11 protein-coding genes and 1 pseudogene are annotated in these 16,096 nt (G+C 22.6%); 3 read left to right on the plus strand and 9 right to left on the minus strand.

The annotated features are described in order from the left end of the window. Nucleotides 1–3 precede the first annotated feature (3 nt). Nucleotides 4–2,886, minus strand: coding sequence for an aminomethyl-transferring glycine dehydrogenase (gene gcvP / locus DM817_RS02940; RefSeq protein WP_113738582.1), 2,883 nt, complete (start codon nucleotides 2,884–2,886; stop codon nucleotides 4–6). 119 nt (nucleotides 2,887–3,005) lie between these two features. On the opposite strand from gcvP, the gene mdh reads away from it, so the two are divergent. Beyond that, the gene (gene mdh / locus DM817_RS02945) at nucleotides 3,006–3,935 is read left to right on the plus strand and encodes a malate dehydrogenase (protein WP_113738521.1); all 930 of its coding nucleotides are present in this window, start codon (nucleotides 3,006–3,008) and stop codon (nucleotides 3,933–3,935) included. A gap of 14 nt (nucleotides 3,936–3,949) precedes the next feature. Further along, the gene (locus DM817_RS02950; protein WP_113738522.1) at nucleotides 3,950–4,489 is read left to right on the plus strand and encodes an NAD(P)H-dependent oxidoreductase; all 540 of its coding nucleotides are present in this window, start codon (nucleotides 3,950–3,952) and stop codon (nucleotides 4,487–4,489) included. Between the two features lie 9 nt (nucleotides 4,490–4,498). Here DM817_RS02950 and DM817_RS02955 read toward each other — a convergent pair whose 3' ends face one another. Both DM817_RS02955 and lptB read right to left on the minus strand, forming a co-directional pair. Further along, nucleotides 4,499–5,143 (minus strand): thiamine diphosphokinase, encoded by a 645-nt coding sequence (locus tag DM817_RS02955; RefSeq protein WP_113738523.1) that lies wholly within the window; start codon nucleotides 5,141–5,143, stop codon nucleotides 4,499–4,501. A gap of 2 nt (nucleotides 5,144–5,145) precedes the next feature. Then, nucleotides 5,146–5,882, minus strand: a pseudogene (lptB, locus tag DM817_RS02960) (LPS export ABC transporter ATP-binding protein). A gap of 70 nt (nucleotides 5,883–5,952) precedes the next feature. Here lptB and DM817_RS02965 point away from each other — a divergent pair. After that, nucleotides 5,953–7,203: a peptidylprolyl isomerase gene (locus DM817_RS02965; protein WP_113738583.1), complete on the plus strand. Its 1,251-nt coding sequence runs from the start codon at nucleotides 5,953–5,955 to the stop codon at nucleotides 7,201–7,203. Between the two features lie 6 nt (nucleotides 7,204–7,209). Here the strand turns inward: DM817_RS02965 and DM817_RS02970 are convergent, their stop codons facing one another. From DM817_RS02970 to folK, 6 genes are all read right to left on the minus strand, one after another. Then, nucleotides 7,210–8,967: an ABC transporter ATP-binding protein gene (locus tag DM817_RS02970; RefSeq protein ID WP_113738524.1), complete on the minus strand. Its 1,758-nt coding sequence runs from the start codon at nucleotides 8,965–8,967 to the stop codon at nucleotides 7,210–7,212. Continuing rightward, nucleotides 8,964–9,707 carry a tRNA pseudouridine(38-40) synthase TruA gene (gene truA, locus DM817_RS02975; RefSeq protein ID WP_113738525.1) on the minus strand — a complete coding sequence of 248 codons (744 nt, stop codon included), beginning with the start codon at nucleotides 9,705–9,707 and terminating at the stop codon, nucleotides 8,964–8,966. Before truA ends, DM817_RS02970 begins: the two co-directional genes overlap by 4 nt. Before the next feature lie 29 nt (nucleotides 9,708–9,736). After that, nucleotides 9,737–10,930 (minus strand): aspartate aminotransferase family protein, encoded by a 1,194-nt coding sequence (locus tag DM817_RS02980; RefSeq protein ID WP_113738526.1) that lies wholly within the window; start codon nucleotides 10,928–10,930, stop codon nucleotides 9,737–9,739. Nucleotides 10,931–10,935: 5 nt separating this feature from the next. Continuing rightward, the gene (locus DM817_RS02985) at nucleotides 10,936–12,615 is read right to left on the minus strand and encodes an OstA-like protein (RefSeq protein WP_113738527.1); all 1,680 of its coding nucleotides are present in this window, start codon (nucleotides 12,613–12,615) and stop codon (nucleotides 10,936–10,938) included. Nucleotides 12,616–12,884: 269 nt separating this feature from the next. Then, entirely contained in the window at nucleotides 12,885–15,245 is a 2,361-nt protein-coding gene (locus tag DM817_RS02990; protein WP_152025807.1) for a putative LPS assembly protein LptD, read from the minus strand. Nucleotides 15,246–15,378: 133 nt separating this feature from the next. After that, nucleotides 15,379–15,918: a 2-amino-4-hydroxy-6-hydroxymethyldihydropteridine diphosphokinase gene (folK, locus tag DM817_RS02995; RefSeq protein WP_201260532.1), complete on the minus strand. Its 540-nt coding sequence runs from the start codon at nucleotides 15,916–15,918 to the stop codon at nucleotides 15,379–15,381. Nucleotides 15,919–16,096: the final 178 nt, after the last annotated feature.

Raw genomic sequence — 16,096 nt, forward strand, 5'->3', positions numbered from 1 at the left:
TTTTTAAGTACATCTACAAATGAAATTTCTATCTCCATATCCATCATTAATTCGATCTATTGATGGCCAAAATTTTCTTTCTTTAACCCAATTTAATGGATAAGCAGCTTTTTCTCTAGTATAAGGATATATCCAATTATTTCCTGTTAATATATCTAAACTATGAGGTGCATTTTTTAATACATTTTCTTTTTTCGTAAACAGACCTTTTTCTATTTCGTTGATTTCTTCACGTATTTTTATAAGTGTTTCAATAAAACGGTCTAATTCTTTTTTAGATTCACTTTCTGTAGGTTCTATCATCATACATCCTTCTACAGGAAAGGATATAGTAGGAGCATGAAATCCATAATCCATCATTCTTTTTGCTATATCTATCACTTCTATTCCAATACTTTTAAAAACTCTACAATCTATAATAAATTCATGTGCTACTGTATTTTTATTCCCAACATATAATATTTTATAATAATTTTTTAATTTATTTTTTATATAATTAGCATTTAAGATAGATATTTCAGTACACTTTTTAAGTCCATCTGGACCCAACATACGAATATAGGCATAAGAAATTGTTAAAATTAAAGAAGATCCATATGGAGAAGATGAAATGGTTAATTCTTTTTTTTGTTTTAAATTTTTTTGAAAAGGATGATTAGGAAGAAATGGTTTTAAATGATTAGAAACACAAATTGGCCCCATTCCAGGACCACCTCCACCATGAGGTATAGCAAACGTTTTATGTAGATTAATATGACATATATCTATTCCAATTTCTGCTGGTTTAATTAATCCTATTTGTGCATTCATATTAGCTCCATCCATATAAACTAATCCTCCATATTCATGAATAAGATCTATGATATTTTTTATATTGGACTCATATACTCCATGAGTAGATGGATAAGTTATCATTAATACAGATATGAAATTTTTATTTTCTTTTACTTTTTTTAACAAATCATTTTGATCGATCGATCCGTCTTTTTTAGTCAAAATTAAAATGACTTTCATTCCAGCTATACTTGCTGAAGAAGGATTAGTCCCATGTGATGAAATAGGGATTAAGGCTATATTTCTTTTATATTCGTGTAATGACTCATGATAAGCTTTGATTACCATAAGTCCAGCATACTCTCCTTGAGCTCCCGAATTTGGTTGTAAAGAAACTCCAGAAAAACCAGTTATTTCTTTCAAATATTTTTCCAAATTTTTAATAATAAATTGATATCCTTTTGTCTGATTTTTAGGGGAAAAAGGATGAATATTTCTCCATTCATATTGGCTCAAAGATAATAATTCTGCAGAGGCATTTAATTTCATAGTACATGATCCTAAAGGGATCATAGAATGAGTTAAAGAAAGATCTTTTTTTTCTAATCTTTTGATATAACGCATTAGTTCATTTTCTGAATGAAACTTATGAAAAATTGGATGTACTAAAAAATTAGATGTTCTTTTTAAAAAATTTGGAATTCTATATTTTTTTTTTTCTATAAAATTTTTTTTTGGTTTTTTATTATTACTCACTTGATGAAAAATAGAAACAATATGGTCAATATCTTTTTTACAAGTTGTTTCATCTAAAGTAATTGTTAAATAATTTTTATCTACATATCTGAAATTAGTTTTTCTACGTTCAGATATTTTTTTTAATTTTTCAAAGAAAAAAATATCTGAATTTTTGATTTTTATTCTAAGGGTATCAAAATAAAATGTATTCATTTGATGAATATGATCACCAATAGTATTCATTAATAAATATTCTAGTTTTTTAGTATTTTGATGAATATTTTTTGCTATTATTTTTAATCCATTTGGACCATGATATAAAGCATACATAGAAGCCATTATAGCAGGTAAGACTTGTGATGTACAAATATTAGAAGTAGCTTTTTCTCTTTTTATATGTTGTTCTCTTGTTTGTAAAGCCATACGAAATGCTTTTTTATTTTTTCTATCCATAGATTCTCCAATAATTCTTCCTGGAATAAATCGTTTATATCTCTCACAAGTAGATAAAAAAGCAGCATGAGGCCCTCCATACCCCAGAGGTATACCAAAAGATTGAGTAGATCCTACAACAACATCAGCACCCCACTCTCCAGGAGGTTTTAATAAAGTTAGGGGGAGTAAATCACTGGATACTATTACTGATATATTTTTCTTTTTTGCATATTTTACTGTTTCACGGTAGTCATATATTTCTCCTGAAGGAGAAGGATAAGAAAGTAATAATCCGAATATTTTTTCTTTTTTATATTCATTTAAGTTTCCATGAAAATCTTTAATCAATTTTATTCCTAAACCATAACATCTTGTTTTTAAAATGGAAAATGTTTGTGGAAAAACTTCATCTGAAACAAAAAAATAGGAAAAGTTTTTTTTTATTTTTTTTTTAAAACTTTCCTTATAAATCATTAACATAGCATCAGCTATAGCGGTCCCTTCATCTAACATCGAAGCATTACTAATTTTCATTCCAGTAATATCTGAAACCATAGTCTGAAAATTAATTAAAGCTTCTAAACGTCCTTGAGATATTTCGGATTGATATGGAGTATAAGGGGTATACCAACTTGGATTTTCTAAAATATTTCTTTGAATTACAGATGGAGTTATAGTATTTTTATACCCTAATCCAATATAAGAACGATAAATTTTATTTTTTTTACTGATTCTATAAATATGATTTAAATATTGATATTCAGAGATAGAATTTGGTAGATTTAATCTTTTTTTTAAACGTATTTCTTTTGGAATAGTATTATTTATTAAATCTTTTATGGATTTGTATTTTAATATTTTCAACATTTCGTGAATTTCTTCACAAGAAGGCCCTATATGTCGGGAATAGAATTTTTTTATAAAAAAATTCTCATTCATAAAAATATAAATTGTATTTAACTTCATTAAAGTTAGAGAAATTTAGATAAATTTTTCATAAAAAAATAGTTAAGAACGATCGTTAAAAAAATTTATATATTAATATAAAAAAATTCAAAATGAAAATTACTATTATTGGAGCAGGAAATATAGGAGCATCATGTGCTAGTTTATTAGCTAAAATAGATATAGTAGAAGAAATTGTTTTATTGGATATAAAAGAAAAATTAGCTGAAGGAAAAAGTTTAGATATATCTCAGATGTTACCTCTTGTTGGATCAAATACTCATGTTATTGGTACTACTAATGATTATTCAAAATCAAAAAATTCCGAAATAATTATTATTACTTGTGGCTTTCCTAGAAAGCCAGGAATGATTCGTGATGATTTAGTAAATATAAATGCAAAAATTATTCATACTGTAACTAAAAAATCTATTTATTTTTCTCCAAATGCAAAATTTATAATAGTATCTAATCCATTGGATGTGATGACCTATGTATGTTATAAAACAGCTAAAATAGATCCTTCTCGGGTGATGGGTATGGCCGGAATATTAGATTCAACTAGATATCGTTTTTTTTTATCAAAAGAATTAAATTGTTCTCCTCATGATATACAAACTTTATTACTAGGAGGTCATGGAGAAACTATGGTACCTTTATATAGATATACTTCAATATCTGGAATTCCTATCATAGAATTTTTATCGAAGGAAAAAAATCAAATCATTATTGAAAAAACTAAAAATGGAGGTGGGGAAATTGTAAATTTATTAGGGACATCAGCTTGGATAGCTCCTAGTGCTTCTGTTGTAAATATGGTAAAAGCTATTCTTAAAAATTCTAAACGAATTTTATCGTGTTCTGTTTTTTTAAATGGAGAATATAATTTAAAAAATGTGTATTTAGGAGTTCCAGTAGTTTTAGGAAAATATGGAATAGAAAAAATTATAGAATTACAATTGAACAAAGAAGAAATGTTACTTTTGAAAAATTCTGCTAATCATATAAAAAATATGATGAAAAAATTGAATAATATCATATAAATTTTGATTTAATCATGAAAAATAATATTTTATTTTTAGTAGCTCACCCTAATATAGAAAATTCTATTTTAAATAAAAAAATTATACAGAATATTCATCATAATAAATACAAAAAAAATATCATTATACGAAAATTATATAATATTTATCCTGATTTTAAAATCAAGGTAGAGGAAGAAATAAGGATTATTTTGAATACAAAATTTATAGTATTTCAATTTCCATTTTATTGGTATAGTTATCCATCTCTTTTAAAAGAGTGGAAAGATAAAGTTTTTACAAAATTATATAAAAAAAAATCTCTTTCTGGAAAACATTTATTGGTATCTATTACTACAGGATCAGAAAAAAAAACATTTCATGCAGGAGAAAAAAATAATTTTACTATAGATGAATTCTTACGTCCTATTCAACAAACAGCTCATATTTGTAATATGATTTATCATGGATATGTTCAGATTTCCATCCATATGGTAAAAATGTACGGAAAATCATGTTATTTGGAAAATTATACAGATAAAATTATTTTTAGGATTAATGAATGGATACAATAAAAAATATTTTTATTTTTCTAAAAAAATTAATAATTCTCCTTTTTTATAACTTATTTCGATTTTTTGTAGTAGTTCAGTTGATTCATTTCTTATTCCTATATTTTTACCTATTTTTAATAATCCATCATTGATAGGATATTTTAACCCATAAGTGAATAATCCTTCTACTTTTGGAAATGGGAAAAGAGAAACCTTTTTATTTTTTTTCTGATAAAAAAAATTTTTTTTATCAGAAAAAAAATAATAATGATAATTATCATGAAAAATTATGGATAATTTTTTTTTATATTTTAAAGCAGTAGATAGATTTCCTAAAAAATGATCTTGTTCTTTCCCACTAGCCCCCCAAACATTTATATTAAAATATCCTTTAGAATGGATTATTCGTAAAGCTTTATCAAAATCGGAGTAATTTTGATCTTTGGTTTCAAAAATTTCAAAAAATTTATTTTTTTTTTCTATAAAATTTTTTTTTAAAAAAGAATCAAAATCTCCAATAATAGAATCCACTCGTACTCCCATTTTTTTTAAATAGTAAAAGGCTCCGTCAACTGCAAATATTTTTTTGTAAAAAAAATGTTTTTTGAAATAAATATGAGGAGGGGTACCATTAAGAAATAATCCAACTTCGGGACCTTGAAATCGATGATACATTTTTATTTTATGATTTTATGATTTTTTATAAAATGATTTCCTAAATAAACTTTTTTTACCATAGAATCTTCTATCAATTCTTTAGAAGGTCCATGTTTCAATATTTTTCCTTCAAACATTAAATAAAGACGATCCGTAATTATAAAAGTTTCTTGTACATTATGATCGGTAATCAATATACCAATTTTTTTCTCTTTTAAAGAAAGAATAATTTTTTGTAATTCTTCTATAGCTATAGGATCTATTCCAGAAAAAGGTTCATCTAAAAGAATAAATTTAGGATTTGAAGCTAGACATCTAGCAATTTCAGTTCTTCTACGCTCTCCTCCAGATAGAAGATCTCCACGATTTTTTCGTATATGTTGTAATCCAAATTCTTCAAGAAGTTGTTCGGTTTTTTTTTTCCTTTCTTTATAAGAATTTTTTTTCATTTCTAATATGCATAAAATATTATCTTCTACAGATAATTTTCTAAATATAGATGGTTCTTGTGCTAAATATCCAATTCCTTTTCTAGAGCGTTTATATATTGGATCGTTAGTAATATCTTCTTCATTAAGAAGTACTTGTCCTTGATCCGGGCGAATAAGTCCTACAATTATATAAAAAGAAGTTGTTTTTCCTGCTCCATTTGGCCCAATTAAACCAACAATTTCTCCTTGATTTAACCAAAAAGAAACATTTGTTACAACATTTTTTTTTTATATTTTTTGTATATATTTTTCGCTATCAAAACCATGATGATAAAAATTTTTATTTTTAATAAATAAATTTGATTGTTAAATTGCAAATTTATTTATGTTAGTAATATGATCAAAAATATTTTATTTAAGTTTAATTTTTTTTTGATAATTTTTTGTAATTTTTCTTTTGCTCTAGAATTAGAAAAAGTAAATGGTATTTCTGTTATCATAGGAGATGAAATAATTTTAGATTCCGAGATAAAAAATTATTTAGATTATAATAAAAATATTTCTCCATGTCAAGGATTAAAAAATTTGTTAATTCACAAATTAATTCTTTATCATGCAAAAAAAGATCCCAATTTACAAATTGATGATCAAGAATTAAAAACAAAAGTATCTAACATATTAGAAGAAAATTTTTTAAAGACATTAAATAAAAATTCCTATACTGATGAATTTTTGGCAGACCTAACTGAAACCATCAAAAATAATCAGTATATAGAAAAATTTTATCAAAAAATAATAGACGATATAGAAGTATCTCCTGAAGAGATTAAATATTTTTTTAATAAAAAAAAGGAAAAATTACCTATAATTCCAAAAAAAATATGTATTTCTTATATGATTTTTTATCCAAAATTAATTGAAAAACACCGTAATAAAATTTTGGATTTTTTAAAAAAAATAAAAAATGAAATTCATTCTGATAGAGATTTTTCTACGAAAGCAATTTTATTATCAGAAGATTATTCTTCTGCATTGAAAGGTGGTATTATTAAGGGGTTGAAAAAGAAAAATATACCAAAAGAATTTGAACGTGTAGTTGATGCTCTAAAAGAAAAACAAATATCTGAACCTTTTGAAACAAATTTAGGATTTCACTTAGTAAAAGTAGAAGAAAAAAGAGGTGATGAAATAGATATAAGGCATATTTTAATTAAACCTAAATATACAAAAGAAGAGTTAACCAAAACAAAAAAATTTGTAGATTTAATCAAAAATCGTTTAATAAATAATGAAATATTTTTCGAAACGATCCCAGATGAAAATCCTATAAATAATCAAATAGTCAATTCTTACATATGGAAAAAAATTTGTATAGAAGAAAAAGATCTATCAAAAAAAATGAAAAAATCTTTAATTCATTTAAAAAAAAATGGAGAAATTTCTGATACGTATAAAGAAATTTTAAATGGAAAAGAAGTTTTTTTTATTGTTAAATTATTGGAAAAAATACCTTCTCATCCAATCTCTTTTGAAAAAGATTATACGGAATTAAAAAATTTGGTAAAGATTCTTAAACAAGAAGAAAAAATTAAAAATTGGGTCAAAATTCAATTAAAAAAAACTTACTTAAAAAGGGTTTGTCCATAAATTAAATTATATTATTTGATTATTAAATGTTTCTTTATAATATAATTCTGTATAATATCCATTTAATTGAATTAGATCTTGATGGGGGCCTTTTTCTACAAGAATTCCATTATTAAGAACTAATATTTTATCTACATTTTTTAATGTAGATAGACGATGAGTGATAATAATAGAAGTTTTATTTTTAGTTAAACGATATGTAGCATGATAAATCAATTTTTCTAATTCTTGATTTAAAGATGCTGTTGCTTCATCTAGTATAAGTATGGAATAAGGATGTATTTGTACTCTTAAAAAAGCAATTAACTGTTTTTCTCCAATAGATAAAAGATCACCCCTTTCTTGTACAATATATTTATATCCATTAGGTAAAGATTTTATGAAGCTATGTATTCCGATATTTTTTGCCATTTTTTCTACTTTTTCTAGGCTAATTGAAGAGTTTCCTAAAGTTATATTATTAATAATAGAATCATTAAATAAAAATGTATCCTGTGTAACCACTCTTATATGAGATCTTAAATTTATAAGTTCAATATCTTTAATTTCATATCCATCAATCAAAATTTTTCCTTTTTTTATATCGTATAATCTGGAAATTAAATGTGTAATGGTAGATTTACCAGAACCAGTTGTCCCTACTATAGCTACATTTTCTCCAGGAAGTATTTCAAAAGAAATTCCTTTAATAGTCATTTCTTCATTATTGATATAGGAAAAATAGACATTATGAAATATAATATTTCCTTTTAATTTTTTTATTCGTATATTTCCTTTATTAATAATTATTTTTTTATCAGAATTTAATATAGAAAATATACGTTCTATACCAGATAAACCTCTTTGTATAATATTAAATCTATCTGCTATTTGACGCATTGGACGAAAAATAAGGTAAATAAAAAAAATAAAAGCAATAATTTGTCCTGATTTTATATTATCCCCTCCTTTATTTTCAAAAGAATGAAACCCTCCATAAAATATTACAATGCTTATTGTAGCAGCAGATATAAATTCAACTATTGGAAAAAATATAGAGAAATAAAAAATAGTTTTAAAATGAGCATTCATCAATCTTTGATTGATAGATTGGAATTTTAAATATTCTTCTTTTTCTTTATGGAAAAGTTGTATTATAGACATACCTACGATTTTTTCTTGTAAAAAACTGTTTAAACGTGAAGTTTGTATACGTTCTTCATGAAAAGTTTTTTTTAATTTTTTTTGAAAATAACGAGTAATCAAATACATAAATGGAATAGTAAAAAAAATAATAATAGATAATTTTTTATGCACTGTATACATCATAATTACGATCATTATTATTCTTAAAATATCTCCAGATAAAAGTAATATACCATCGTTAAATATTACAATAATAGTTTCTATATCCGAAACAGAATAGGATACCAGTTTACCAATTGGAGTTTGGTTAAAAAAAGAAGTTTTAAAAGATAACAATTTTTCAAATAAAAGAATTCGAATTTTTTCAACAACTTTTTGAGCAAGAATATTGGATAAATATAATAAAATAAAATGGAATAAACTTTCTAAGATAAGAAGTATAATAATCCATATTAAAATATTTTTAAGACCAAAAAAATCTTTATAAACTATATGAACATCTATCGCTTTTTGTATCAATTTAGGACGATAAGCAGATATAAAAGATATGAATATAGAAATAATAATTATTGTTATTAAAATAAGTTTATGATTTAAACTTATTCTTAAAAGTTGTTTCAAGGAAGATTTTTTTTTCATAAAAAAATATCCTCTGGATAAAGAATTTTATAAAGAAATAAACCACATGGTGGTAGTATGGTTTTACTACAGTAATCCTTATTTTTTAACTCTATAATTTCTATAAATCTATTTATACTAATTTTTTCTCTTCCTACATCAACTAATGTACCAATTATAGACCTTACCATATTTCTTAAAAATCGATTGGCTTCAATAGTAAAACAAAAATGAGTATTTTTTATGGACCAATTGGCATAGTATATTTCACATATATTATTTTTTTTTTCATTTCTTCTTTTAGAAAAAGAACTAAAATCTTTATATTTTATTAAAATTTTAGTAGCCTCATTCATAAGTTTCATATTTAATGGATAAAAACAATACCAAGAAAAATCTTGAAAAAAAGGATTTTTTTTATATGTTAAATAATATTTATAGGTTCTACTTATTGCATTAAATCTAGCATGAACATCTTTTTTTACTGGGAAAATATTGAATACATGAATAGATTTAGGTAAAAAAATATTTAATTGTTTAATTAAATTATTGCTGATTTTTTTTTCAATATCAAAATGTGCAAACATTTGTTTTGCATGGACCCCTTTATCTGTTCTTCCAGCTCCTACTATATTGATAGGAGTTTTTAATAATATTGATAAACAAAATTCTAATTTTTCTTCTACAGAGTTCACTTTATTTTGGATTTGCCATCCATGATAATCCTTACCATTATAAGCTAATTCAATGAAAAATCTCATTTTATTTTTGAAAAATATAAAATAATATTTTATTTTTTAAGGTCATTCAAACATTCTATAATAATAGAACATCCTTTTTGAATTTCTTTTTTCGTAATAGTCAATGGAGGAGAAATCCGTAAAGATTTACTATGGAATAAAAAACGAAAAATAATTAATCCTTTTTTTATACAAGATTGTAATACTTCATCAACGTGATTCTTATTTTTTAATTCAAAAGATAAGAGGAGTCCTTTTCCATGAATTTTTTTTATTTGATCATGAACTAAATATTTTCTAATCCATTTTTCTTTGATAGAAACTTTTTCAATAATATTAAAATGAATAAGTTGATTTAATGTAGTTAAAGAAGCTGCAGCAGCTACGGAATTTCCTCCAAAAGTTGTTAAATGACCCATTGGAACATCATCAGAAAAAGATTTCATAATTTCATCTGAGGACATAAAACCACTAATTGGCATTCCTCCACCCATTCCTTTTCCCATTATCAAAATATCAGGTATAATTCCATAATGTTCAAAAGCAAAAAACTTTCCTGTTCTTCCAAATCCTGTTTGAATTTCATCCAGTATCATTAAAGAATTTCTTTTTTTACATTGTTTTTTGACTTCTTTTAAAAAAGAATTATTAGGCAATACCACTCCAGCAGAACTTTGTATTGTTTCCAAAATAACACAAGCGGTTTTATCTGTAATAGTGAAAATCAATTCATCTATTTGGTTAAATGTTATAAATTTCACTAATGGGATTAGAGGTCTAAAAGGTCTTTTATTTTTTTCATACCCCATAATACTCATGGATCCAAGTGTACTTCCATGATAAGCTAATTTGCAAGAAATAATTTCTTCCCTACCTGTATAACATTTTGCTAATTTTAATGCTCCTTCTACAGCTTCAGTTCCAGAATTAACCAAATAAGTTTTATTTAATGGATATGGAGTAATCTCTGCAATTTTTTTACAAAGGGTTACACAAGGTTCCTGTATAAATTGACCATAGCCCATAGTATGTAAATATTTTTCTACCTGATTTTTTATAGATTCTTTTATTTTTTTATTTCCATGTCCTAACGTATTTACAGAAAGCCCTGCGACAAAATCTAAATATTTTTTTCCATCTTTATCGTAAATATAATTTCCATCTGCATAATCGACTGAAATTTTCATAGGGTTAGATGTTATTTGAGTTTGATATCGAATAAAATCCTTCTCTAATTTATTCATACATATTAATTTTTTTTTCTTAATTTTTCAATTTCTTTTTTTTCTTCTAAATTTTCTTTTTTATATTTTTTTATTTTTTCATAGATTAAGCCTTTTTGATTCTTATATTTTTCTTTTTCTTTCCAAGAAAATTTAGGAAGAAATAAATTTTTTTCAAATATACTGTTAGATAACAGGAATAGTTCTGAGTTAGATTTTTCTAAAAAGAAAATTTTTTTTATTTTTTTCCCTTTTTCTAAATCTGCATATATCATGTTACAAGATGATTTATTGATTATTTTTTTCAATGAAGAATTATTATAATGAAAAATAATGCTTTTAGCATTACCTTGAATCAAAATTTTTTCTAAAACATTTTTTTTATCAAAAAAACCTATCATAATTTCTCCTTGTATCTGATTAAATTCTTTTGAATTGATTTTTTTTATATAAAAAGCATTTTTCATTACTTTTAAATAATCTAAAAAAAAATCATTTTTAAGATGAATAAAAATGGAATCTCCAGTTATTTGTTGATTTTTGATCCAAAAAATGGGATTTCCATTAAATTTTATTGATTTATTTGACGGTTCATATATTAAGGAGTCACTTTTTATTTGAAGTTCTTCATTTAAAAAAAAACCTATAACAGGAAAAAATTTAATTGATAATATAGAATCATTCTTTAAATTTATTCGGATAAAATCAGAATAAATAAAAAAAGAATCCTCTTTAGGTTTTATTTTTATAAATACTATATTTTTTTTTAAAAAAATTAATCCAGAGTATAAATCAAAATTTCCATTATCTCCTATAAAAAAATATCCTTTTTTTTGATCTTCAAAAAAAATATTTTTGATAAATCCACTTTTTTTATTATAATCGAAAAACCAATATTTTCCTTGAATAATTTTATCATTATAATGAAGACTACAATATTCTTTGGATAAAAAAATATTTTTTTTTATAAAAAAATCACCTGATTTAGCATAGAAAAAATTATCTATTTTATTATTATTTATTATTATGGTAGGGCTATAAAATTTTATTTTATCTATTGGAAATAGATATTCTATTGAATTGGAATATACCGTATAATTTTTACTAATTAATTTAACTTCATATTTTAATTTTGCCTTTTTTTTTAAAGGAAAGTAACTTCCTTCTTTGCTATATATATTATAATCCTTATAAAAAAGGTTGCTACCTCTCTTATAAAAAATTTTATTAAAATTAAGATCGTATTCTAAAATATTGGTATATAATTTCAATTCATCTAATAATAAAACTACATTTTGGATTGCCTGAAAAAATTTTTTTCTAAAATTATAATTAATAATATTTGCTGTTAATTTTATATTTTTTTGAACTAAAATAACTTTACCGGAAGCTTTCAGGTTATTCATATTTTCGGAATATTCTATTTTTTGAGAAAAAATTTTATTTTTTTCTGATTTGAATTGAACATTTCCATATCCGTAAAACTTATTATTTTTTTTATAAATAGCTTTATCACAAAAAAGTTGATATTCATTATGTTTAATATGAACATGACCTGTTAAAAAAATAGTATCATTATGATCTTCTTTTTGGATAAAATCGGCATGAATTAATTTTATCGATTTTTGAAGATTCTTGTTAAAAGAATAGTCAATATTAAGGAAAAATAATAAAATTATTAATAAAGAATAATATTTATTACTCATTTATTCATCAGTAAAGTAATTCATGAAAGGATTATTTTCATTTTTGAAATTTCTGTATACTATTAAAGATATTTCTATATTTGAATTTTGGGGTAATCCATAAACTTTTTTATGAAAGAATAATTATAGATTTTTATCATTCTATTATTTTAGAAATTAAATTTTCAATTTTGGAATCAATGGTAATTTTTCCATATATAAATAAAAAATTTTCTATCCATTTTATAGACCATAAAATGAAACTCTTAAAATGATTTTTTTTCATTTTATTAATAATAATTTATTTCTTTATATTGTAATAAATTACTTAAATTTGGATCTTTTATTCCAATAAAAAAAGACCAATAGTGATCTTCACCTATAGGTACCCAATCAAAATTCATTTTAAAACTTCTCAAATCTCTGTAAAAAACCAACTTTAAAAAACTTATTTTATTTTTCAATAAATTGTAATCTGTATTTATTCCTATATTCCAATATTTTGTTAGATTTATAGATCCATTTATACTTAAAAAAACATTAAATAATTTTTTTTGATTAAAATAATTTTCATAAGTTGAATTTAAATCAATTTTCAAATTCAATGGAATTGGATATATTGCATAATTATATTTATCAAATAAAAAGTATTCATAACGATTTTTTCCTTTTTTTTCATATTTATTATTAATAAAATTGATTTCATGTTCAATATTTTCATAAAAGGAAAAATTAAAATACATTCTTTTTTTTTCTTTTCTACTATCAAATAAAAAAGTATTGTATTTCCGTTTATCATATAAATTGATCCCCCCTTTATATTTCATTTTTAAATATTTCGTAAAATTAGTATAACCCATAAAATAGAATTTTTCTAAATGAAAAGAATTTTTATCAAAAAAATGAAAAGTTTTTACCTGAAAAAGATCCATTATTTTTATTTTTTTATATGTAAAATCTTTTAAATTTTTATTATTTTTTATTTTTAATTCCAAATTATTATTTAATATAAAAATGATTCTATTTTCAAGAAAATTTTTTTTATTATTTTGATTTAAAGGAAGATAAGATTTAATTCTTAAAGAAACTATAGGAGATATTTGATGTCTTAATACAAAATCCTTATTATTTAATTCTAAATGACCTTCTAAAGAGGAAAATAATATATCTGTTAATGCATCTGTCGTTTGAAATAAGGTTGAGGTCCATGAATTCAAATTCCAAGTAGAATATCCTTTATAATGAATTCTTGGATAAATTTTAAAATAAGGATAAACAGGAATAAAGGTAGAAATATTTATAGTATGTTTTATCCCTGTTTGGATATCTATTTTTTGTTTTATTTTTTTTAGTAAAGGAAGAATTGAATAATATTCTATATAATTATGTGCAAATATATGATAATCAATTATTAATGGATAAAAAAACGGATTTTTTGTAAAAAAAGGTTTTTCTCGCATAGAAATACTAATTTCTGGAATTCTTAATTGCGTTACTCCTTCATTTCTTTTTTGAATTATATATGCTTCCATATTCAAAAAATAATTTTGAAAAATTTTTTTTATACTAATATTAGAAATATTCATTTCTTCATTTTTTCTGGAAATAACTGGAGAAAAATTATCGAAATAATAGTTTATATCTGCGTTAAATTTTATTTCAGAATTTGAATTATCATCTTTATAATGCTTCCATTTAAATTGATAATCAAATTTTTTATTTGATAAATATTGATAATTAAAATGAATAGATCCATTATACGAATATTTAAATTTATATTCCATTTCTGTTTCTAATCTCCATTGTTCACCTCCATATATAGAACTGGAAATTAAAAAATTAAAATAATCGGAAATAGGAAAATAGACCCCTAGATTTTCTATAGATATCTTCTTATTTTGAATTAACAACCTAGGATAGGTAATTCCAAAAGAAGAAATTATACTATTGTCCTTTTTCAAAGGAATATATAAAAATGGAAAAATTATAGGAATTGGAACTTGATACCAATAAAAAAATACAGGTCCGGTAATAAAATATTTTTTTTTATGAAAATATTTTAAGAAATCTGTTTTTAAATAAAAATCAGGATTTTTATCTTTTTTATCTATAAAAAATGGATCTGCTGTATAAATCACTTTTTTCATTAAACTATAATCATTCTCCTTTTTTATATCCTTTGCTATAATAACATAATCTTTTTCTTGTATATAAACATTATCAGCATTCCATTTTTTATTATCTAAATTTATGTGAAAACGTCTAGATGTATAATATTGATTATCTCCTTTTTGGATAATAATTACATTTTCTTTTTTCCCTATAGCATATAAATCTCCATTTTTCCAATTAAATTCTATACGATCTGCTTTAATTTTTGTATCAAGATATTCTATAAATGCATTTCCATCTAAATAAGATTTTCCATCATCTATATGATGTTCTTGTACATTTGAACGATATTTTATAACAATATTTTTTAATTTTGTTATATTGTTTAAATTTAAAGAGGGTTCAATTTTAGATTCATCAATTGTTTTTAGCTCTTCTTTTTTTTTTTCTTCCTCTGCATCACTAAAAATAGTATATAGAAAAAAAAAGAATATTATTGCGGATATAGAAATCCATTTTTTTGTATACAACTTAATCAAGTTTTTTAAAAAAAATTCAATTAATCAGATTGATTAATAATAATATTTTTTTTCATTATATACTTTATTTTTATGATTATTATATGTAATATAATTTGATCATATAATATACATCAGGATATATAAAAATAATCTATTCAAATTCTATTTTTTTTATTTTTAATTGATCTTCACATACTCCTAATATTTCTAAAAGAGTAGTATTAAATATAGGATGATATTTTTTTGGTGAAATTTCACACATAGGAACTAAAACAAATTTTCGAAGATGTAATAAAGAATGTGGAATAGTTAAAATAGAACTATGTATTATAATTCGATCATAAAATAAAATATCTATATCAATTTCTCTATCTTTATAAAATTTTGTATTTTTTTTGGATGATTGATTTTTTACTTTTTTATTCTTTATAGATTTTTTTCTTATCAAAAATTCGATATCATAAATTTTTTCTAATATCTCAATAGGAGAATAAAATGTTTTTACATGTAAAGCTCTATTGTAAAAAGAATATGTATCTTTTTTCATGCTCCATGCTTCACTTTCAAAATAAGAAGATTTTTGAATAATTTTTCCAATTTTTTTGGAAATTAAAACTAAAGATTCATCTAAATATTTTTTTCTATTTTCTTTATTACTTCCTTGTAATAAAAAAAGATTGTGCTCTTTCAATATATAAATGACATTTATTTTTTTATTATTACAATATACTAATTATATATATTTTTTTATGTATGTTATTTTTAAGATTTATAAAAATATTTTTAATTTAAATTGAGTGAATATTATTATTTATATATATTTGAATTCATATCATACATAATAAAAAAAATATCAATAAAAAAGATTC

Source organism: Blattabacterium clevelandi, assembly GCF_003268615.1.
Classification (GTDB): Bacteria; Bacteroidota; Bacteroidia; order Flavobacteriales; family Blattabacteriaceae; genus Blattabacterium; species Blattabacterium clevelandi.